The sequence below is a fragment of the Pseudoduganella danionis genome (genome assembly GCF_009720775.1).
Lineage (GTDB): Bacteria > Pseudomonadota > Gammaproteobacteria > Burkholderiales > Burkholderiaceae_D > Rugamonas > Rugamonas danionis.
This window is the reverse complement of record NZ_WNKW01000005.1, coordinates 347,532-368,642: the sequence shown is the minus strand read 5'-3', so window position 1 is coordinate 368,642 and position 21,111 is coordinate 347,532. Positions and strand designations below refer to the sequence as shown.

At 59.1% G+C, this 21,111-nt stretch carries 20 protein-coding genes; 10 read left to right on the top strand and 10 right to left on the bottom strand.

From position 1 onward, the window contains the following. Nucleotides 1-258: 258 nt before the first annotated feature. Nucleotides 259-1,518 (bottom strand): site-specific integrase, encoded by a 1,260-nt coding sequence (locus GM655_RS18145; protein ID WP_155436087.1) that lies wholly within the window; start codon nucleotides 1,516-1,518, stop codon nucleotides 259-261. 550 nt (nucleotides 1,519-2,068) lie between these two features. Here GM655_RS18145 and GM655_RS18140 point away from each other — a divergent pair. Then, nucleotides 2,069-3,190 carry a GGDEF domain-containing protein gene (locus GM655_RS18140; RefSeq protein WP_196308802.1) on the top strand — a complete coding sequence of 374 codons (1,122 nt, stop codon included), beginning with the start codon at nucleotides 2,069-2,071 and terminating at the stop codon, nucleotides 3,188-3,190. Between the two features lie 270 nt (nucleotides 3,191-3,460). Here the strand turns inward: GM655_RS18140 and GM655_RS18135 are convergent, their stop codons facing one another. Continuing rightward, complete coding sequence (locus GM655_RS18135) at nucleotides 3,461-4,912, bottom strand: hypothetical protein (protein ID WP_155436085.1); 1,452 nt, start codon at nucleotides 4,910-4,912, stop codon at nucleotides 3,461-3,463. A 437-nt stretch (nucleotides 4,913-5,349) separates the two neighbouring features. Between GM655_RS18135 and GM655_RS18130 the strand changes: the two genes are divergently transcribed. From GM655_RS18130 to GM655_RS18095, 8 genes are all read left to right on the top strand, one after another. Beyond that, nucleotides 5,350-5,754, top strand: a complete 405-nt coding sequence (locus GM655_RS18130; RefSeq protein ID WP_155436084.1) for an SRPBCC domain-containing protein — start codon at nucleotides 5,350-5,352, stop codon at nucleotides 5,752-5,754. Nucleotides 5,755-5,894: 140 nt separating this feature from the next. Next, on the top strand, nucleotides 5,895-6,905 hold the full coding sequence (locus GM655_RS18125; protein WP_155436083.1) for a 2Fe-2S iron-sulfur cluster-binding protein: 1,011 nt from the start codon (nucleotides 5,895-5,897) through the stop codon (nucleotides 6,903-6,905). Continuing rightward, nucleotides 6,906-8,093 (top strand): alkane 1-monooxygenase, encoded by a 1,188-nt coding sequence (locus tag GM655_RS18120; protein WP_155436082.1) that lies wholly within the window; start codon nucleotides 6,906-6,908, stop codon nucleotides 8,091-8,093. Nucleotides 8,094-8,183: 90 nt separating this feature from the next. Beyond that, nucleotides 8,184-8,888 carry a GTP cyclohydrolase I gene (gene folE / locus GM655_RS18115; protein WP_155436081.1) on the top strand — a complete coding sequence of 235 codons (705 nt, stop codon included), beginning with the start codon at nucleotides 8,184-8,186 and terminating at the stop codon, nucleotides 8,886-8,888. A gap of 21 nt (nucleotides 8,889-8,909) precedes the next feature. Next, nucleotides 8,910-9,335 carry a BLUF domain-containing protein gene (locus GM655_RS18110; RefSeq protein WP_155436080.1) on the top strand — a complete coding sequence of 142 codons (426 nt, stop codon included), beginning with the start codon at nucleotides 8,910-8,912 and terminating at the stop codon, nucleotides 9,333-9,335. Between the two features lie 30 nt (nucleotides 9,336-9,365). After that, a complete protein-coding gene (locus tag GM655_RS18105; protein WP_155436079.1) occupies nucleotides 9,366-10,271 on the top strand; it encodes a TIGR01777 family oxidoreductase in 906 nt (301 codons plus the stop codon). A gap of 201 nt (nucleotides 10,272-10,472) precedes the next feature. Beyond that, entirely contained in the window at nucleotides 10,473-11,885 is a 1,413-nt protein-coding gene (locus GM655_RS18100) for a sugar porter family MFS transporter (RefSeq protein ID WP_155436078.1), read from the top strand. A 124-nt stretch (nucleotides 11,886-12,009) separates the two neighbouring features. Continuing rightward, a complete protein-coding gene (locus tag GM655_RS18095; RefSeq protein ID WP_155436077.1) occupies nucleotides 12,010-13,281 on the top strand; it encodes an O-acetylhomoserine aminocarboxypropyltransferase/cysteine synthase family protein in 1,272 nt (423 codons plus the stop codon). Nucleotides 13,282-13,315: 34 nt separating this feature from the next. On the opposite strand, the gene GM655_RS18090 is transcribed toward GM655_RS18095, so the two are convergent. From GM655_RS18090 to GM655_RS18055, 8 genes are all read right to left on the bottom strand, one after another. Then, entirely contained in the window at nucleotides 13,316-13,720 is a 405-nt protein-coding gene (locus GM655_RS18090; RefSeq protein WP_155436076.1) for a response regulator, read from the bottom strand. A gap of 100 nt (nucleotides 13,721-13,820) precedes the next feature. Continuing rightward, complete coding sequence (locus tag GM655_RS18085) at nucleotides 13,821-15,353, bottom strand: cryptochrome/photolyase family protein (protein WP_155436075.1); 1,533 nt, start codon at nucleotides 15,351-15,353, stop codon at nucleotides 13,821-13,823. A 2-nt stretch (nucleotides 15,354-15,355) separates the two neighbouring features. Beyond that, nucleotides 15,356-15,850 carry a TspO/MBR family protein gene (locus GM655_RS18080; RefSeq protein WP_155436074.1) on the bottom strand — a complete coding sequence of 165 codons (495 nt, stop codon included), beginning with the start codon at nucleotides 15,848-15,850 and terminating at the stop codon, nucleotides 15,356-15,358. A gap of 77 nt (nucleotides 15,851-15,927) precedes the next feature. Further along, entirely contained in the window at nucleotides 15,928-16,350 is a 423-nt protein-coding gene (locus tag GM655_RS18075; protein ID WP_155436073.1) for a nuclear transport factor 2 family protein, read from the bottom strand. Next, complete coding sequence (locus GM655_RS18070) at nucleotides 16,347-17,129, bottom strand: SDR family NAD(P)-dependent oxidoreductase (RefSeq protein WP_155436072.1); 783 nt, start codon at nucleotides 17,127-17,129, stop codon at nucleotides 16,347-16,349. Before GM655_RS18070 ends, GM655_RS18075 begins: the two co-directional genes overlap by 4 nt. Nucleotides 17,130-17,143: 14 nt before the next feature. Then, nucleotides 17,144-18,349 (bottom strand): SAM-dependent methyltransferase, encoded by a 1,206-nt coding sequence (locus tag GM655_RS18065; protein ID WP_155436071.1) that lies wholly within the window; start codon nucleotides 18,347-18,349, stop codon nucleotides 17,144-17,146. Next, nucleotides 18,346-19,134 (bottom strand): DUF1365 domain-containing protein, encoded by a 789-nt coding sequence (locus GM655_RS18060; protein WP_229632627.1) that lies wholly within the window; start codon nucleotides 19,132-19,134, stop codon nucleotides 18,346-18,348. The genes GM655_RS18065 and GM655_RS18060 overlap by 4 nt, the downstream gene beginning before the upstream one ends. Beyond that, a complete protein-coding gene (locus tag GM655_RS18055) occupies nucleotides 19,116-20,393 on the bottom strand; it encodes an NAD(P)/FAD-dependent oxidoreductase (RefSeq protein ID WP_155436070.1) in 1,278 nt (425 codons plus the stop codon). The genes GM655_RS18060 and GM655_RS18055 overlap by 19 nt, the downstream gene beginning before the upstream one ends. 96 nt (nucleotides 20,394-20,489) lie before the next feature. Here GM655_RS18055 and GM655_RS18050 point away from each other — a divergent pair, with 96 nt between their 5' ends. Further along, nucleotides 20,490-21,095: a TetR/AcrR family transcriptional regulator gene (locus GM655_RS18050; RefSeq protein ID WP_155436069.1), complete on the top strand. Its 606-nt coding sequence runs from the start codon at nucleotides 20,490-20,492 to the stop codon at nucleotides 21,093-21,095. The last annotated feature ends 16 nt before the right edge of the window (nucleotides 21,096-21,111 follow it).

Below are 21,111 nucleotides of genomic sequence, written 5' to 3'. Positions count from 1 at the left end.
CATCAAACGTGCGTAACAGCCCCCCTTCCTCATAGCACTAGAGCCAATATGACTGGTGTCATATGCCTGAACAGTTCTCAACCTGTCAGATGCCTCCCGTAATTTTCCAGCGTTGCACTGGTGATGGGAGTGTTGGATTTGCACTTGGGTAGGGTGCGTGAAGCCAACGGGCGAATTCTATACGATGCCCTAGGTTTACCGCTAGGGTCATAGGTGAAAAATTGCAGGCGCAAGCGCCGGTGGGCACGGATGTGCCCCCTATGCCTCATCCGTGGTGGGTGTCATCGGTCGGACTAACTTCCCCACGGCAGCGGCCTTGTGCTCAGGTGCTAGGTGAGCGTATCGCAGCGTCATTTTTAGGTCACCGTGCCCCAGTAGCTCCCGCACTGTGTTCAGGTCTACAGATGCCATCACCAAGCGGCTGGCGAAATGGTGTCGCATGTCGTGCCAACGGAAATTAACGATCTCAGCATCCGCCAGCAGATTGCGCCACGCCGTCTTCACCTCGGTGATCGGATTTCCTTCACGACCGGGGAAAACAAGCGCAGTATCTCTCTGTTGGGACTTCCATTGTGTCAGTGCTGCCTTTGCTTCCGCGTTTAACGGGATATGGCGGCCCTTGCCACTTTTCGCTGCGTTTCCACTAATGAAGATTGAGGCGTCCCCATCGAGCTTTACCCTGTCCCACGTAAGGCTGGTCAACTCTCCTTGACGTATTCCAGTGTTAATTGATAGCAGCACGGCAGGGTGCAGATAATCAACAAAATGAGAATGGGGCAGCTCCGGTAGTGGCTCTATCTTCCGTTTTATGCGCCATGCGTTTGTCTTTGTCCGGGCCACGCGATCACGTTCTTCACGACTAATAAGGGCAGCACGCAATCTAGTCTCTTCGTCATCGGTGAGGTATCTTACGAGCGGATCAGCCGTATTCTTGAGCGGTTTGACTGGTGCAAGTGGATTCGTTGGGAGCAACCCCCAGTCCACTGCGCGGGAGAACACCGGGCGTAGTGCCCCTATATCTCGATTTATTGTAGATGGTGCGATCCCGGCCTTCGTTCTAGCAGCGCGCCAGCTATTGATAGTCTTGGCGTCCAGATCGGATAGAGGTGTATCCTTGAACTTAACGAAGCACTTCTTTAAACGTTCAATGGTGCTGTCGGCGGTTTTGGGGCGATGCCTGAGATGGTCGCCATAGTCACCTTCGATAAACTGGAATAGGGTGAGCCTCCCGGCCTGCCTTGCCTTTTTGTCCGCTGCAGGGCCGTTCCCTTGAGCTATCGAGCCAAGAAGAGTCCGGGCCTCTTCGCGTGCATCGCTCACACTGGTGCTTGGGAATGTTTTGCCCAACGAGTAGCGACATTGCTTGCCATTGCGGTCACTGTAGCGGATGCCATAGTTAATCGCCCCACTGGGCGTGATACGTGCAAGAAAGCCACGTACATCGGTATCCATGATGTCGATGGTCTTTGTGGTCGGTTTTGTGTCGCGTAGTAACTCACGTGTAATTTTAGCCTTCATGCTCTACTGTGGACTATTGGTGGACTAGTTCGGCAGTGTAACAGCATGGACTTGGATGGACAACGCAGTACTAAAGCTTTGTTCTATAACGGTAAAATTTACAGCGATATACGCCTATAAACATGCTTTCTGGCATTCACACTGCAGGGGTCGCAAGTTCGAAACTTGCACTTCCCACCAAGAATACTTAGTCCAATCAAGGACATACACATTAAGCCGATACTCTCTGAGGTCGGCTTTTTTGTTGGGCGTAATTCTTAGGTGTAATTCACTTTGCACGCACCAGCTTAGAAAGCTAGTCCAGAGCAGTGCGTTGCGTACCAGCGTGCAGCTGCGCGCATGGTGCGGACCGTGGAAGTTCTCATCTGACATTCCCGCCTTCACCCGCGCACGTCGCCTTGCCCACTTAACGACATGCTGCGCCATTTCACTTTGCCAAGGCTGGACTACTGGTATAGTCATGTGTTTGAATGGCAATATACCATCCTGGTAGAGGACTAGAAAATTGGGTTTTGTGGATATTCCTACTCTGATGATTGCGCAGACATGCATGCTGAGCGCGATGGCGGTCATGTTGTGGATTGCACGAACAGATGCTGATCGGAAAAATGGACTGCGTACCTGGATGTTCGGCGTTTCCGGTCAGAGCATCGCTTATCTGCTGCTGGCCCAAGGCGGGCGCGATGCGACCTTGATTAGCCCCATGCTCGGCAATGGTCTAGGTGCGTTGTCGGTATCGCTGTACTTCGTGGCCATCCGGCAGTTCGTCGGCCGGCCATACAGCAAACCCTGGTTGGCGGCGATGGTTGGAAGCGTAGTCGTCGTCGGCGCTGTTGCTGGACAAAAGTATCAAGTAGCGACGATCTTTAATGGTTTTGTCTATGGCGCATTAGAGCTACTCAATGCCCTGACGCTGTGGCGCGCATCGCAGAGCGAGAGCAAGCCAGTCCAACGCACCGTTGCGCTTGCCTATTTTCTGATGGGGATAGTGCTGCCTTTGCGCGCCTTTGCCTTGATTCTTTCTCAGGTGAATACCGACTATCTGAATGCCGCACCGGTATGGCATCAGGCGATTTTCATTTTCAGTTTTGTCTATATCGTGGTGACCAAATTGGGCTTCGTCCAGATGTGCAAAATCAAGGCTGAAACCATGATAGTTCAACAGTCGCTTACGGACGGCTTGACTGGCCTGGCCAATCGCCGCGCATTTGATAATGCCCTGCAGATAGCCCTGAACAGCTCGGCTCGCGATGCCCGGCCATTTTCTGTGGTGCTGGTCGATCTTGATCATTTCAAAGAGCTAAATGACCGTTTTGGCCACCTTGCAGGGGATGCCGCCCTGGTCGCTTTTGGACAGAGGTTGCGTGCAGGTCTGCGTATGCAGGATTATGCGTTCCGCTATGGCGGCGAGGAATTCTGTGTACTACTGCCGAATACTGATGCTGCCGAGGCCTTGGTGGTGGCCGGAAGTCTGCGCGCAAGAGTGGCGCTTGAAGAACAGAACGGACATCCAGCCCAAACTGCCAGCTTCGGGGTTGCGAGCTGGCGCACGGGGGATACTGCGGATACCCTGATCGGACGCGCCGACGATGCGCTGTATCGGGCTAAGTCACTGGGCCGCAATCGGGTGGAACTCGCTAGGCATGCTGATTGCGGCGGTGTCCCCGCTTAAAACACAGCAATAGCTTTGCAATTCTGTGGCCCGCGTGGTGAGTGCGCAAGATGGTGGGATTACGCCGCCGTCGCGCACAAGAGATCATTCGCCGTCGCTTTCTCTGTAAACCGTATTTGAAATTGTGGCCGATACACTCGGTGTAGTTGGTACTCCTGCGACATACCCGGTGCTTTCATAGACGTGTCACTTGCGCGGTGAGCAAGGGGCGATCGTATCTCAGGGATTAAGGCGCGTACGCTGACCAAAATCTCGAACAAAAGATCGTTCCTAGTCGCGTGTGTTCTGGAAGAGTTTTCCGTACGCAGGCAGCGCATGAAGTGCGCATGCTTGCATCTTCAGTCCGATGTCTCGATAGCGCGGGTCTGATTCGTTTTGCAGCATTGCACCTATCTCGTATTGACTTGAATAGCCGTCGTGTAGTGCTGCGTAGTAGTAGGGCATGTCGGTGACGTATCCCGTTGAGTTCAGTGTATCGCCCCAAATGGTATAGACGGCGCCGATTCTTCTCGCATGCAGCCATTCTCTAAGCTGCAACATACGATAGTTGTGAATGTAGGGATTGTCGTCCTTTTGACGACCCTGAGTACTCTCATAGGAATAGACTAGAGCGATGGCTAGCCAGTTGCCCTGCGCGGCCGCTTGGTACAAGTGCGTCAATTGTACTTGAGTAGGAGAATCGCTCGAATATGCATCAATATATGCTTCTACCGCATCCATGCTGGGAACATTACCGACTTGGTCTGGCGTCTTGCAGTGGAATTGCAAGAGGTCTTCTTTAGTGAATGAAATATCAGCCTTAAGTGAGTGGAAGAGTTTGTCCTGACGGCCGCTGAATTCGGTGTCGGACCATGTGGGTGGCAGCGCGCCGAGCCAGGCCATGCGATCATTATTTGCTGTCGCCTGCAATTCGTAGTCTTTCAATAGAGCCTGCTCGGTGCTTCGTTTTTGCTCGATAAGCTCGCTTGGCGTAGAACCGTTGGCCCATTGCGAAAAAATATATGGCATGCCGTGATTCACCTTCGCGTAACGCAGGGAGTAATTCTTTAGTGTGCTCGATTTGCAGCTTTTCACGGTCGGTGCAGGTACGTTGCCTGATTGGATAATTGCTGACTCGGAGTCCTTTATGTCCAGTCCTACTTTGATGCTGATAGCGGGGCCCATGCAGAGGCGCAGCGTAATCGTCTCGGAGATCGCGGGAGGCGTGTTCATCGGGATAAATAGATAGCCGTCGGCATCCACAGCACCTTCAACCGTATTTCCTTGAAGGGTTAAGGAGTATGGCTCCGAAGCGAAATTGCTATTGATTCCAAGCAGTCGTATCCAATAAAAGCCATTGCTACTGCAAGTGCTAGCTGTACGTGGGCATGTGCCGGAGAGATAGTGATCGGAATCAGAGTCCCCTAAATATTTCACTGAAATTCTATCCTTTTCATCAATAACAAAAACGTAAATACCCAGTCCCCAGATGTCAGCGACGAATTCCTGTCTGGTCTTCGGTTGATGTTGATCGGTGACGATCGCTCCAGTCTTATCGGTATAGCCTAGTTTTATTTGGCGCCCATCCAATTGAAGTCGATATGGACGGTCTTGGGCTGGCACAGAATGTTGGTAGTCGTGAAATATTTTATATAGCACTAACTCTTCGTGGCTTGCCTGTGCTGACAGGGCGAGTACTGAGGTAGCAAGAAAGAGTGACTTTAGCAAATGCGACTTGGCCATGGGATTCCTTTTCTTTTTCGAGGGACTCGGCTGAAGCAAAATGAACCAACATTTCAAGTCTATGAGAGCTTGGTGCGCGACGGTGGCGGGGTATGCACCTATATATATCGCGGGCAGGATATTTCCGTCGGAAATGTTAATGTAACGGTAAACGGTAATTTGAATTTTGAAGAAGCACAAACGCTATCGTTGTTGCATGCACGGCGACTGGCTATGGGATTACGTTTATGATTGGCCCAATATAACCATTGGCGGCATCGCCCCGAAGCAGAAATGGGTACTTGGCGCTTAGCCGCCCTTCCATCGTCCACGGTAAAATGGGGGGGGGATCGCGACGTTGTAATGTCATCAATGTTGTGTGGGTATGCGTATAGAATGCCTGTTCGCTTGGACTATTCAGGCTAGTTAGTGACTAACCCAACTCCGGAGCTCGCCCTATGAAAATTACCGTCGAAACCACCATTGCCGCGCCGCTGGAAACTATCTGGCAAAGCTGGACGACGCCAGAGGCTATCGTCCAGTGGAACAGCGCTTCGCCAGACTGGCATACCACCCGTGCTGAGGTGGACCTGCGCGTAGGCGGCACCTTTTCTTCGCGCATGGAAGCCAAAGACGGTAGCCACGGCTTTGATTTTGCCGGCACCTATACGCGCGTCGAAGCGCAACAGCTGATCGAATGCCAGTTCGGCGACCGCTCGCTGCTGGTCGAGTTCCTGCCGGGCGCTGAGGGCGTGACGGTGCGCGAGACTTTCGATGCAGAGACGGTCTATCCGGTCGAACAGCAGCGTGCTGGCTGGCAGGCTATATTGGATAGCTTTGCCCGTTACGTTGCTAAGAAATAGCTCCGACGCCTGCGGCACCAGTGCCGCAATTGTTTGTTTATTGCTAATGGCGACAAAAGACCCATGATTGTCTAGCGCCAACCTCGCCGCCCACGGCAGGCTGGCCTACGATCAAGTCTCCTCAAGACTTGGTCGAAATCATGTTCTCACTGTTCAAAAAAGCTGCTGCACCTGTCGCCACCATCAATGGTGTGGCGATGGCGATGCAGCCGCGCGAGACTGTGCTGCAAGCGGCGCTGCGCCATGGCATGGCCTTTCCCCACAGTTGCCGCGTAGGCGGTTGCGCCACCTGCAAATGCCGGCTGGTGTCCGGCAAAGTCAAGGAACTCACCAGCGCCGCCTATGTGCTGACCGGGCAGGAACTGACAGCGGGCTACATCCTCGCCTGCCAGTCCGTACCCACTCAGGATGTGGCGATCGAAGTCGCACTCGACACCACGCCGGCGCGGCAGTTCACCGGCCGCGTCACCGGCCAGCAGCAACTCACTCACGATATCTGCCGGCTGACGGTGCAACTGGATACCCCACTCGAATACAGGGCTGGCCAATATGCCCAGTTAGCACTAGAGAGCCTGCCAGCTTGCGAGCGTAGCTATTCCTTCGCCACGCCTGCCCGTGCCGATGGCGTGCTGCAGTTTTTTATCAAGCACATGGCTGGCGGGCAGTTTTCCTCGCGCGTCCATCAACACTCGGTATTGAACGAAACTGTTACGGTGACAGGGCCGCATGGCGACTTTTGGCTACGTGCAGCCGATGCGCCGCTGATGCTGATTGCCGGCGGAAGCGGACTGGCACCCGTGCTGGCGCTGCTGCAGGACGCTGCGCAGCAGGGCGTGCAGCGCGACGCGACGCTGATGTTTGGAGTGCGCCGTCGTGAGGACTTATACGCCCTCGACGAAATTGAAACGCTGGCGCGCAATTGGCGTGGCTGTTTTGTGTTTGTGCCCGTGCTGTCGGAGCAGACCGATTGGCCCGGGGCCAGCGGCCTGGTGCCGCAACATCTCGCGACATATCTACCGGCTGGCGCCCATGCCTACCTGTGCGGCCCACCCGCCATGGTCGATGCGTGCACGGCCAGCCTGATCGAACAGGGCGTGGCTGCCGCCCATATTCATGCAGACCGTTTTACCACTATAACAAGGGAGACTTAAATGAAGCTGCTGCATTATCTGAAGTATTTTCTATTCCATCTGATAGGGCTGCTGGCGCTGGCAGCATTGCTGGCAGGTGGTAGCTGGATTAGTGCTGGTTTTGCCTTCATCGTGACGCTGTACATCGCCGGCGATGCGCTCAGCGGTGACGATATTTCGACGCCCCAATTAGCATGGGGTGGCCTGCTGACCTTCCAGTTATGGCTAGCCTTGCCACTATTGGCGGCAGTTGTATTTGCCTCAGTCTGGAGCGTGTGCGATGCGGACCTGTTAGGTGTGGGCGCCAAGCTTGGTGCGCTGACCGGCTATGATTTGCTGGCCGCGCGCGCGGCAACTTCGCTTCCGCATCACGTCAGCGGCGTGTTGCTGACAGGGTTGATGATAGGCCTGATAGGCACCATCACGGGCCACGAGCTGACGCACCGCACGTGGGACCCCGTCTCGCTGCTGGTGGGGCGCTGGTTGCTGGCCTTCAGCTTCGATACCGTGTTTGCAATCGAGCACGTGTACGGCCACCACCGTTATGTCTCTACCGAGCAGGATCCGGCGACGGCACCACGGGGGCGCAATGTCTATTGGCATGTGCTGGTATCGACTGTAAGAGGTAATCTGAGTGCGTGGGAAATCGAGGCACGCCGTTTGCAGCGGCAGGGACATAGTGTCTGGTCGCCGTACAACGCAGTAATACGCGGCCATCTGATGAGCGCAGCGCTGGTAGCGCTGGCCTGGCTGGCCGGCGGCCCGCTGGTGGCCGGCTATTTTATGCTGTGCGGCCTGTGGGGCAAGGCTTTGCTGGAAGTGGTCAACTACATGGAGCACTACGGCATGGTGCGTGACCCTGCCACACCCGTGCAGCCGCGCCATTCGTGGAATACCAACCGCCGCCTGAGTTCCTGGACCATGTTCAACCTGACGCGCCATTCGCACCACCATGCGCAGGGTGAAGTGCCATATCAGGACCTCAAGCCCTATCCCGATGCGCCGATGATGGTGGGTGGCTACCTGACCACCATCGTGGTCGCCATGATACCGCCGCTGTGGCACCGGCTGATGACGCCCAAGGTGCTGGCCTGGGATCGCCAGTACGCTAGTGCCGATGAACGTCTGCTGGCAGCGCGCGCCAACCGGGCTAGCGGCATGGCAGCGTTCCAGCAGCAGGGCACGGGCAGCGAAAGGGCTGGTTACTGATCGGTAGCAGATATTACCGCGTAGTAGTATCATGTGGCTGTCGCGCTGCACGTCTGATTTCCCGCAGCGCCATTTACTGAAAGCGGCCACATGAACTACCAGCCTATCCCTGTAACAGAGCAGAGCCAGTCCGTCTCCGAGCGCATCCGCGCGCGCCTGATGGCCAGCGGTACGCGCTTCCACGCCAACGACAATATCGCCGCCTATATCGAACCGGGCGAAATGGACCAGTTGCTGGACGAGGTCAGCGCGCGCATGCAGGGCGTGCTGGAAAGTCTGGTGATCGACACGGTAAGCGACCACAACACCCAGGGCACGGCGCGGCGTGTGGCCAAGATGTATCTGCAGGAGATCTTCGGTGGCCGCTACACGCCGCCGCCGCCCGTCACGGAGTTCCCCAATGCGGCCTTGCTGAACGAGCTGATGATCATCGGCCCCATCACGGTGCGTAGCGCCTGTTCGCACCACTTGTGTCCCATCATGGGCAAGGTGTGGATAGGCGTGATGCCCAACCAGCACTCCAATCTGATCGGCCTGTCCAAATACGCGCGTCTGGCCGCATGGGTGATGAACCGCCCGCAGATACAGGAAGAAGCCGTGGTGCAACTGGCCGAACTGCTACAGGAAAAAATGCAGCCGGACGGACTGGCCGTGATCATGGAAGCCGAGCATTTCTGCATGCACTGGCGCGGCGTCAAGGATACCGATGCGCTGATGGTAAATAGCGTGATGCACGGTTCCTTCCTCAAGGACCCGGCCCTGCGGCGCGAATTCCTTTCCCTCATCAAACGCTAACGTCCACTACACGGAGTCGCCATGCTAGTCCAACTTCTGTATGCCAGCCGCGCCGCTGCCGATAACACACCGGCCACCGTCAGTGTGATACTGCAGCAAGCCCGTCTGCGCAATCCTTCCGAAGGCATTACCGGCGTGCTGTGCCATGGCGACCGCTACTTCCTGCAGTTGCTGGAGGGCGGGCGGGAGCAGGTCAATCGCTTGTTCTCGCGCATCCAGTGCGACAACCGGCATCACAACGTGGTGCTGCTGCACTATGGTGAAATTACCGAGCGGCGCTACTCCGGCTGGACCATGGGACAGACCAATCTGGACCGGCTCAACCCGGCCACGCTGCTACGCTATTCAGCGCTGCCCGTATTCGATCCCTTCCAGCTTCCCGGCAGCAGTTCCATGGCGCTGGTGGATGAGCTGATCGCTTCGGCCTCGGTGTTGGGCCGCGCCTGAACTCCTGGCGCATAACAAGCTCAGCTCAGCATGCAGATACTGATCACAGGCGGCACCGGGATGATAGGGCGCGCGCTGTGCCAGCGCTGGCAGGCTGCTGGCCATGCCCTGACGGTACTCAGCCGTAGTCCTGACAGGGTGGCAGCGCTGTGCAGCGGCGCGCGCGGTATCGCCGCGCTGAGCCAGCTGGAAACTGGCTACAGGCCGGATGTAGTGGTGAATCTGGCCGGCGCCCCCATTGCCGACCGGCCATGGAGTGCGCGCCGCAAACGCCTGCTGTGGGATAGCCGCATTGCGACCACGCAGGCGCTAGTGCAGTGGATGGCCAGCCTGCCAGCACCTGCGCCTGTACTGCTGTCGGCATCGGCGGTGGGCTGGTATGGCGATGCGGGCGAGCAGCCAGTCGATGAAAGCGCGGCTGTGCCCGGGCATGATTTTGGCGCACAGCTATGTGCAGCGTGGGAACAGGCGGCCCTGCAGGCCACACAGTCAGGCAGCCGTGTTGTCATCGTGCGCATTGCGCCCGTGCTGGCAGTACACGGCGGCATGCTGGCGCGGCTGCTGTTGCCATTCCGCTTAGGACTGGGTGGGCGACTGGGCCATGGCCGGCAGTGGATGCCCTGGATCCATCTGGACGACTTGCTGGCAATGTTCGACCATTTGCTGGCGCGCGTCGATAGCCAGGGCATTTACAATGGCTGCGCGCCAACGCCTGTGCGCAATGCCGAGTTTACCCGCCTGCTGGCAGCCCAGTTGCACCGTCCGGCCATATTGCCCGCACCGGCCTGGCTGCTGCGCGGCCTGCTGGGCGAAATGTCGGTGTTGCTACTGGGTGGTCAGCGCGCTCAGCCCGTACGGACAATGGCCACGGGCTTCCATTTCCGTTACGCCAGTCTGGAGCAGGCGCTGCAGCAATTGCTGCCATCCTCACGCTAATCCCTTGCGCTGGCCCCATGGCGCCACTACGCCGGCGTCGCCATGGCAGGTGTGGTTTTTCTGCGGCAACTTTTTACGAAATGTAGGAAAACTACAGGAATATGGCATACTGCGTTCCAGCGATTACCTATCGTATCGTGCGGGCGCCCTTAACCATGCCGCTTTGCATTGCTAGTCCATCCAACATTACGGATCACTTGTATGCAACTACATCATGGCAATGAAGCTGGCACCACCAGCCTGAGCGGCTCGGCGCCGCAGCAACTCACCGGCAAACTGTTCTTCTGGGCGATTACCTCGGCGCTGGCCGGTTTTCTGTTCGGCTTCGATACGGTGGTTATTTCCGGTGCCGAACAAACTATCCAGAAGCTGTGGGGCTTGAGCGCTGGCATGCACGGGCTGGCACTCGGTGCCGCCCTGTACGGGACGGTGCTGGGCTCGCTGCTGGGGGGCTGGCCGACTGACCGGTTGGGCCGCCGCGCCACGCTGCAATGGATAGGCGTGCTGTACATCCTGTCGGCGCTGGGTTGCGCGCTGGCCAACGATGTGACGACCTTCATCATCGCACGTTTCATCGGCGGTATAGGCATAGGCGTATCGACCATCGTCGCGCCGCTGTATATTTCTGAAATTGCGCCGCCTGCCGTGCGTGGCCGCCTGGCCGGCATGTTCCAGTTCAACATCGTATTCGGCATCGTCGTGGCGTTTGCGTCCAACGCCGTGCTGGCCGGTACCGGCGAGCAGGCATGGCGCTGGATGCTGGGCGTGGCTGCCGTGCCGTCCGTGCTGTACACGCTGTTCTGTCTGGCCTTGCCGGAAAGCCCGCGCTGGCTGCTGGCACGCAAGGGCGACCGGGCTGGTGCACTTGCCGTGCTGCGTTTGATTCTGCCGCAGGCAAGCGAGCAGGAGCTGGCAGCGCAAGCGGATGCCATCGAGCAGGCTTCGGCCGAGCCGGTGCAAACGGGCAGCGGCTTCTGGAGCTGGCGCTTGCGCAAGCCCATTGCGCTGGCGTTTCTGGTGGCCTTCTTCAACCAGCTCTCCGGCATCAATGCCATCCTGTATTTTGCCCCGCGCATCTTCGAGCTGACGGGGATGGGTGCAGAAGCGGCGCTGCTGCAATCGGTCGGTATCGGCATCACCAATCTGGTGTTCACTTTCGCCGGCCTGTGGCTGATCGACCGGCTGGGCCGCCGCAGTTTGCTGTACATCGGCTCGGTGGGCTACATCGTTGCATTAGGCTTGTGCGCCTGGGCGTTCCAGACGGGCCACTTCGCCATCGTGCCGGCTTGTATCTTTGCCTTTATTGCGGCACACGCAGTAGGACAGGGCGCGGTGATCTGGGTGCTGATTTCCGAAATCTTCCCCAACCGCTACCGCGCTCAGGGGCAGACACTGGGCAGTGCCACGCACTGGGTATTCGCGGCCGTGCTGACCACGGTGTTCCCGAAAATGGTGGAGCTGTCCGGCGCGAATCAGCAGCCCACGCAGGCCTCGTGGATCTTCCTGTTCTTCTGTCTGATGATGGTGTTGCAGCTGGTCTGGGTGCGGCTGGCCGTGCCGGAAACCAAGGGCGTGGCGCTGGAACAGATACAGCGCCAGCTAGGCATAGACTAGGCCATGCAGCCGGGCGCCTAAGATGATTTTTGTTATATAGATGTGCGATATAAATCGTTGAGTGTATGTGGGTACGGTTTTAAGCTGATGGAATGTTGTTATTTCATCTCTTAATGGAGTCCCAATGAAGCTGGAAACTATCGCCGTACATGGCGGCTACCAACCCGATCCCACTACACGCGCCGTCGCGGTGCCGATTTACCAGACCGTGGCCTATGCTTTCGACGATACCCAGCATGGCGCCGACCTGTTCGACCTGAAGGTGCCGGGGGATATCTACACGCGCATCATGAACCCCACCCAGAACGTGCTGGAACAGCGCGTGGCGGCACTGGAAGGCGGCATAGCTGCGCTGGCACTGGCATCGGGGCAGGCGGCCATTACCTATGCGATCCAGACCATCGCCGAAGCGGGCGATAACATCGTTTCCGCCTCGGCCCTGTATGGCGGCACCTACAATCTGTTTGCCCACACTCTGCCGCAGTTCGGCATCAGCACGCGCTTTGCCGATGCGCGCAATCCGGCTTCGTTCGAGCCCCTGATTGACGAGCGCACCAAGGCCGTGTTCATCGAGTCGATCGGCAATCCGCTGGGGAATATCACCGACATCGCCGCGATTGCGGAGATTGCCCACCGCCATGGCGTGCCTCTGATCGTCGACAACACGGTGGCCTCGCCGTATCTGTTGCGCCCGATCGAGCACGGCGCCGACATCGTGGTGCACTCGCTGACCAAGTACCTGGGCGGCCATGGCAATTCCATCGGTGGCGCGATTGTCGACTCCGGCAAATTCCCGTGGGCCGACCATCCGCAGCGCTTCAAGCGCCTGAACGAGCCCGATGTGTCCTACCACGGTGTGGTTTACACCCAGGCATTGGGCGCGGCCGCCTACATCGGTCGTGCCCGCGTGGTGCCGCTGCGCAATACCGGCGCGGCGATTTCGCCATTCAATGCCTTCTTGATCTTGCAAGGCATAGAGACGCTAGCACTGCGCATGGAGCGCATTACAGAAAATACCTTGAAGGTGGCGCAGTTCCTGCAGCAGCACCCGAAAGTGCAGTGGGTGAATTATGCGGGACTGGAAGGCCATCGCGACCATGCGTTGGCGCAGAAGTATTTGGGCGGCCGTTCCTCCGGTCTGCTGACCTTCGGCGTACAGGGCGGGCTGGAAGGCGGTGCGCGCTTCCAGGACGCGTTGCAGCTATTTACCCGTCTGGTGAATATCGGTGATGCCAAATCGCTGGCCTGCCATCCGGCTTCGACGACCCACCGTCAGCTCAACGAGCAGGAACTGGAGAAGGCAGGCGTGACGGTCGATACCGTGCGTCTGTCAGTTGGCATCGAACATATCGATGATCTGCTGGCGGATCTGGATCAGGCGCTGGCCGCCGTCTAAGCGGGGCAGACCATAGCAAACAATGCAGCGTGGCTCAGGCGGGCACGCTGCGTTTCTGCACGATCTTTTCGATCTTTTCCTTGAGCGTGGCGCTGGTGAAGGGCTTGACGATGTAGCCGTCCGCGCCAGCCTGGGCAACGGAGAGAATGTTGTCGCGCTTGCCTTCGGCCGTGACGATCAGCACCGGCATCTTGCGGAATTCACGCGTAGCGCGCACGGTTTTGAGCAGTTCCAGCCCGTCCATCTGCGGCATGTTCAGGTCGGTGATGATGAAGTTAATCGGCGGCACTGCATCATTGTGGTTCAGGCGTGCCAGCGCTTCGCGGCCGTCCGCTGCTTCCGTTACTTTGCCGTAGCCGAGGTCTTTCAGCAGATTGCCGATCACGGCACGCATACCTGAAAAATCATCAACGACCAGAAAATGTAAATCCGCAAGCATGCGTAACCTTAGAACTTTTGTACCCTGTTTCGGGTAATTTTAGCGAGCCCGCATCTTATCATTAACGGGTGATTCTGTCCCATACGCGCCAGTACGTAGACTAGAGGCTATCCAGTGCAGCGCGCGTGCGGCTGGCCTGTTCCTGCAGTTCTGCAAGTGATGCGCCATCCATCCTGCGTAGTTGCTGGTAGACCATGCCTAGTCGGTGATTCTTGCTCAGGCTGGCCGCATTGCGCTGGAAGAAATCCCAGTACAGCGCGTTGTAAGGACAGGCCCGCTCACCGTTGCGCAGCTTCTTCTGGTAGTGGCAACCCTTGCAATAGTCGCTCATGCGGTCGATATAGGCCGCGCTGGCCACATAGGGCTTGGTGGCCAGCAGGCCGCCATCCGCGAACTGGCTCATGCCGAGCGTGTTGGGCAGTTCCACCCATTCGAAAGCATCGATGTACACGCCTAGATACCATTGATGCAAGGCTTGCGGCGTAAGCCCGGCCAGCAGGCTGAAATTGCCGATTACCATCAGGCGGTTGATGTGGTGGCTGTGCGCATGGGCGAGTGACTGGCCCACGGCTGCAGACAGACAGCGCATGCGGGTCTGGCCATTCCAGAACCAGTGCGGCAGCGGCGTATGGTGGCCGAAAGCATTGAGCTGCTCATAGCCGGGCATGCGGTGCCAGTACACGCCGCGCACATATTCGCGCCAGCCCAGTATCTGACGGATATAGCCTTCGGCCGAAGCCAGCGGCACCTGACCGGCATGGTAGGCGGCTTCTACCCGCGCCACTACGGTCTGCGGCGCTAGCATCTTGCTGTTCATGGCGAACGAAAGTAGCGAATGGAACAGCCGCCACGCCTTGCTGCTCATGGCATCCTGAAAACGGCCGAAGTGGGGCAGCGCTTCGCCGATGAAATGATCGAGCTGTGCCAGTGCTTCGGCACGGTTCAGAGGCCAGCGGAAATCGGTAGCGCTGGGCTCGCCAAAGCTGGCCACACCGGCGTCTTGTATGGTTTGCCACAGCGCGCTGTGATCATGGTGCGGGCGCGGGTCGGATGGTTCCCATGGCAGGCCGGGCCAGGCCTCGCGGTTGTCGTGGTCGTAGTTCCATTGCCCGCCCAGTGGCTGGCCGCTGGCCGTCAACAGCACGCCATGGCGGCTGCGCATATGGCGGTAGAACGATTCCATCAGCCAGCGCGCGCGGCCATTGAAATGGCGCGCGGCTTCGTCGCGGCTGGTGTAAAAGTGTTCGCTGTCATCCATCTGTACGGGGATGGTCAGTTGGGCGCCATAGGCTTGCAGTTGCTGGTCGAGGCGGTATTCGTCCGGTGCCTGCCAGTGCAGCGCGCTGGCACCGTAGTGGGCGATCAGATAGTCCAGATTGGCCGGCAGCGACTGACGGTTGTCGGCATCGTCGATGCGCAGATAGTGCACTCTGTGACCGCCCTGCTGCAGTTGGCGTGCCAGATCGCGCATGCCAGCGAAGATGGCGATGATCTTTTGCGCATGGTGCAGCACGTAGTCAGTTTCCTGCCGCACTTCCATCATCACGAACACGACATCGACCGCAGGCTGGCGGAACCAGCTATGCTGGCAGTTGAGCTGATCGCCCAGCACCAGTTTCAGGGTAGGGCCCATGCTTAGCCCAGTTGTGCGGGATTCATCTGCCAGATGGTGTAGCACAGCACACCGGCAAAGCTGACCCATGCCAGATAGGGCCACAGCAGCAGGCCAGCCAACCGCTCCAGCCGGCCAAAGCTGAGGATAGTGGAAAGTATCAGCAACCACATGGCCAGCAGGCAAACAAAGGCCAGCGCACCCTGATGCCAGCCGAAGAACAGCCAGCTCCACAGCGCATTCAGCGCCAGTTGCGCCGTGTACAGCAGCAGTGTCTTGCGGGATACATGATCAGGGTGACGGCTGATGCGCCATGCAGCGATGGCCATCAGCAGATACAACACGCTCCACACGGGACCGAACAGCCACGCGGGCGGCGCCCAGTCGGGCCGCTGCAGTGCGCCGTAAAAAGTGGCGGCGGAGATCGAGGCGCGCGCACCGAGCGCAGCGCAGGCGAACGTGAGGGGGAACCAGATCAGCTGGTAGAACAAGGAGGTGCGGTTGGTGCTGGTATTCATGGCAAGGACTATAGAACAAACAAGAAAACAGGGGCGAACGGCAGAAGTGCGCTTCCGGCTGGAACGAGTGCGCGGCTTCAGGCTGGCCGTACGCGGAACTGGCGCCGCAGCCAGCGTATGGGGGCACCGACGATGGGCAGCTTTTGCAGCAATTCTTCGGCAGCATCCCAGTAGTCGCGGTGATGGCTGACCCGGCCCTGCTCATCAAAGCGCAAATGGCTGCCGCCTTCGATTTCGTAATGCTGGCCGCGCAGGTCGAAGCTGAAGATCCATGTCGCAAACGCTTGCTGCTGCTGCACGATGCAGCCCGTGATCACAAAGCGCGGATGCTCGGTGGTGGCAAACATGTGCTCGAAGATGGCGCTAATGGCCGCTACACCCTGCACATCGTTAAACGGATCGCGGAAGCGGGCATCAGCAGCGTAATAGCGCGCGACCTGTGCCAGCGTTTGTGGCGTGAGGGCGGCATACCATTCCAGCAGTGGGGTAGCGATAGTCATGTGGGCACCAGAAAATGCGTCATCAGGGCGAAGCGCAGGCGGTAGGGCAGCCAGCGCAGCAGTTTCAGCGCCAGCGTGAAGCGGCGCGGGAAATGGATTTCGAATGCGCCCGCGCTCAGGCCTTTGCGTATGGCTTGCGCGGCCGCCTGCGGGGTCTGCAGCGCAGGCATGGTGAAGTCGTTCTTGGCGGTGAGCGAGGTCTGGACGAAGCCAGGGTTGATCAGATACACCCCCAGTCCGCGCGGGCGCAGATCGGCATACAGCAGTTCGGCCAGATTGATCAGCGCGGCCTTGCTAGGGCCATACACGGTGGCATTCGGCAGGCCGATGTAGCCAGCCACGCTGGCGACGATGGCAATGCCGCCGCTGCCGCGTGCCAGCATGTCGGGCAACACGGTGGCCAGACCCGTGTAGACGCTGCCCAGATTCACGGCCAGCGTGTGGGCGGCGCCTTCGGCGCTGATCTGCCAGCTGCGTTCAGGGTGGTAATCGGCTGCACAGAACACGATCAGATCGACGCCGCCAAAGCGCTGGCAGACCTCGCGGTAGCGCTGCTGCCAGTCATCCTGGTTGACAATATCGAATGGCGCCACCAACGCTGTAGGCGCCGTCGCGGCAACTGCCTGCAGCCGCTCGACGCGCCGCGCCGACAGCGCAACCTGGGCGCCGGCAGCCAGCAGTTCCTGCGCCAGCGCAGCACCTATGCCGCTGGATGCGCCGATCAGCCAGACGCGCTGCTGCGCCCAGTCAGTGATGCGGGCGTTGAGTGGAAAGTTCATATTGCGTGTTCCGCTCAGTCTTTGCGCAGGTGGAATTGCACCACGTCGGTACGGCCTTCGTCGAAGGCCGCCTCGCAATAGGCAAAGTACAGATGCCAGATGCGCAGGAAACCTTCATCGAAGCCCTGTTCCATGATCTGGGGCCGGGTGGCGCGGCACTGCAGGTCCCAGCGCCGCAGCGTTTCTGCATAGTCGCGGCCAAAAGCATGGCGGCCTTGCGGCTGCAGGCCGGCGCGGCGCGCACCCTGTTCGAAGCGCTCGATGCTGGGCAGCATGCCGCCCGGGAAAATGTACTCCTGGATGAAATCGGTGCTGCTGCGATAGCGGTCGAAGTGCTGCTCGGCGATGGTGATCGACTGCACCAGCGCCTGGCCACCGGGCTTGAGCCTGGCCTGCAGCGTACGGAAGTATTCGGGCCAGTACTGTTCGCCGACAGCTTCGAACATTTCGATCGACACGATGGCGTCATAGCTGCCCTGCAGATCACGGTAGTCGCACAGTTCTACCTGCGCCCGTTGCTGCAGCCCGAGTGCCTGCAGGCGCTGGCGCGCTATGGCCAGCTGGGACGGCGAAATGGTAACGCCATGCACATGGATGCCCTGCAGCGCGGCCTGTTCGGCAAAACCGCCCCAGCCGCAGCCCACTTCCAGCACGCGATCGCCGGGCTGCAACTGCAGCGTATCGATGATGCGCTGGTATTTGCGGCGCTGGGCTTCGCGTAGTGTCAGGCTGTAATTGCCGTCGAACAGGGCACTCGAATAAGTCCAGCTGCTGTCCAGCCACAGGCGGTAGAACTCATTGCCGATGTCGTAGTGGGCGTGGATGTTGCGCTGGCTGCCTTTGCGCGTATTTGGCCGCAGCCAGTGGCGCAGGCGGTACCAGCAGCGTGCCAGCACGCCGCCGAACAGCACCTGATCGAGCGCATCTTCATTACGTAGCGCCAGCCGCAGCAAGGGTGTCAGCTCCGGCGTGCTGATCCAGCCCGCGCCATAGGCTTCGGCAAAGCCGATGTCGCCCGCCTGCAGCAGGCGCTGGCAGCCGCGCCAGTCGTGGATCTGCAGCACGGCGTGGATGCCGCTGTGCGCATCACCGAACAGCATGCGCGTGCCGTCCGGCGTGATCAACTCCAGATGGCCATGGCGCAGCTTGCCGAGCAGGCCCAGAAATAGCCGCGCACCGGCAGGCACACTGCTAGCTGGATTGGTCAGTATATGGGTCATGGTGTGATCTCCTGATGCACGGTAGTCGATACAGGCGGCGCTGGCGGCTGACGGAAAAACGGCACGCGCTTGAGCCACAGGCGCAAAGCCTGCCAGTGGATGCGGGCCACGATGCCCAGTCCCAGCAGCGGGAAACGCAGCAGGGCGGCCAGCACGGCGCCGTCGTTGAGCGCTTGCGGACGGCCGCTCAGCGCAGTGCGCAACAGCAGCCCTTGTTGGTCGTAATAGTCGATGCTGGTGCTGTGGGCGCGGGCCGCCAGCCGGAAGCGGAACCGGTAGTGGCCTTCGACGGCGCAGAACGGCGACACATGCAGTTGCTTGCTGGCTTGTACGCTGCGGTGCTGGCCATCGGCGCCACCCAGCGTCAGCAGATAGCGGTGGGTGTCGCCGAAAGTGCTGTTGACTTCGGCCAGCACGGCGCGTAGCTGACCTTGCGCATCATGGCAGTGCCAGAAGCTCACAGGATTGAATACATAGCCGAACACGCGCGGAAAAGTCTGCAGCCAGATCTCGCCATCGGCGTGTATGCCATGGCTGGCCAGTAGTGCGCGCATCCAGTGTTCCAGGCTGGAGCCGTCGCGCGGCCCGTAGTCACGCGTGCGTACGGACAGCGGGCGCCTGCGGTCTATGCCGAACCAGCGCGTGCCGGCCTGTTCGAGTCGGGACAGGTTGAGCCGCACATAGAACACCGGATAGACAAAGCGGTTCAGGGCCGGGCGCAGGCGCGCATGCATGACCTGACCGTGCAGCAGTTGGGCGGCGCTGTTCATGGCAAGCTGGCCCATGCTGGTGCCACGTCGAAGTCGCGGGCGATGCGCAGCGCGGATTTCAGGCCATCTTCATGGAAGCCATAGCCGGTCCATGCACCGGCAAACCAGATGCGGTCCTGGCCCTGTATCTGCGCCAGCGCCTGCTGGGCGTCGATGGCACGCTGGTCCATGATCGGGTGTTCGTACTGGAAGCTGGCCAGCGTGTGCTGTGCAGCCGGCGGCACGGGCGGATTCAGCGTGACCATCACGGGCGCGCTGAATGGCAGTTGCTGTAGCTGGTTGAGCCAGTAGCTCACGCAGACGGGGCGTTGGCCATGCTGCATGGGGGCCGACAGATAGTTCCACGCCGACCAGACTTTGCGCAGGCGCGGCATCAGGGCCAGATCCGTATGCAGATACGCCATATTGGGCTGGTAGCGCACGCCTTCGAGTACAGCGCGCTCGGCAGCGCTGGCTTCCAGCACGGCCAGCGTGGTCGGTGCATGGGTAGCGAACACCACGGTATCGTACTCTGCGCTGCCCTGAGCGGTGACGACAGTGACACCGCCCGCATGACGAACCACCTGCAGCACGGGGCTGTTCAGACGGCAGTCGGGCAGGGTGGCCGCGATCTTGCGCACATAGTTGCGCGCGCCGCCCTGTACCGTGCGCCACTGGGGCCGGTCGTTGACCTGCAGCAGCGCGTGGTTGAGGCAGAAACGCAGAAAGGTGGTGGCGGGGAATTGCAATATGTCGCTCGGCGAGCTGGACCAGATGGCCGCTGCCATGGGCAGCAGATAGGCATCGCGGAAAGTGTCGCCATAGCCGTGCTGCGCCAGCAACTGGCCCAGTGTCAGCGGCTGCTGTTCGGCCGCTGCCAGAAAGCGCCGCGCATGGCGGTTGAAGTGCAGGATGTCGCGCACCATGCGCAGGAAATGCGGCTTGAACAGGTTGCGGCGCTGGGCAAATACGCTGGACAGACTGGTGCCTGCCCATTCCAGCGCGCCGTCGGCCATGGACACCGCAAATGACATATCGCTGGCTGTGCTGGCCACACCCAGTTCTTCGAACAGGGCGATCAGATTTGGGTAAGTCAGCTCGTTGTAGACGAGGAAGCCGGTATCGACACCATAGCGCTGGCCTTCCAGCGTCACATCCACCGTATTGGTATGGCCGCCCAGGTAGCTGCCTGCCTCATACAGCACCACCTGATGGCGGCGGTTGAGGAAATACGCGCTGGCCAGGCCGCTGATGCCGGCCCCGATTACGGCGATACGTTGTGGTGTCGAAGTCATAGTCTATAGGTATGGTGTAGGCCGTTTTTCTACCGGCGTGCTAATATTACTACTAGCCAAACCAAAATGCTACTGATTAGTAGCTAATTTTTACCAATGAGTATCTTCAACAAATTAAGCTTTAAGAATCAGGCATTTAAGTTGCGCGAGCATGCCATCCTCGACGCGACCACGTCTGTGCTGAGTAGCAAAGGCTACGATCTGATGACGATGGACGACGTTGCCGGTGCGGTCGGCATCTCCAAACCCAGCCTGTACAAGCACTTCAAATCGAAGGAAGAACTGGTGGGCGAGGCGCTGATCCGCCTGCTCGACGGTGCGCTCGATTTCATGCTGGAGCTCGACGCGGGACTGGGGCCGCTGGAGAAATTGCAGGCTTTGCTGGAATGGGCTTTGCGCGTGCGGCTGGAAGGCGGTCTGCCTTTCCTGCCTTCGACCAGCGCCCATGTGCGCGACATGCTGATGCGCAACGTGAAATATATGATGAAGGTGCTTAAGCTGAACCGCCAGCTGGAAGCGCTGGTGAAGCAGGCGCAGCAACAGGGTTTGTTGAATCCTGAGCTGCCCAGCGATGTGATTTTGTTCAGCTACTACGCGCGTACCTGCGATCCGGCGGTGGAGTATTTGCAGAAGTTCAGCAAGATGTCGACCGAAGACATCGTCAGCAATATGCTCAAAGTCTGCTTCCAGGGGCTGCGCTAGGGCAGCCGCCGGGGCT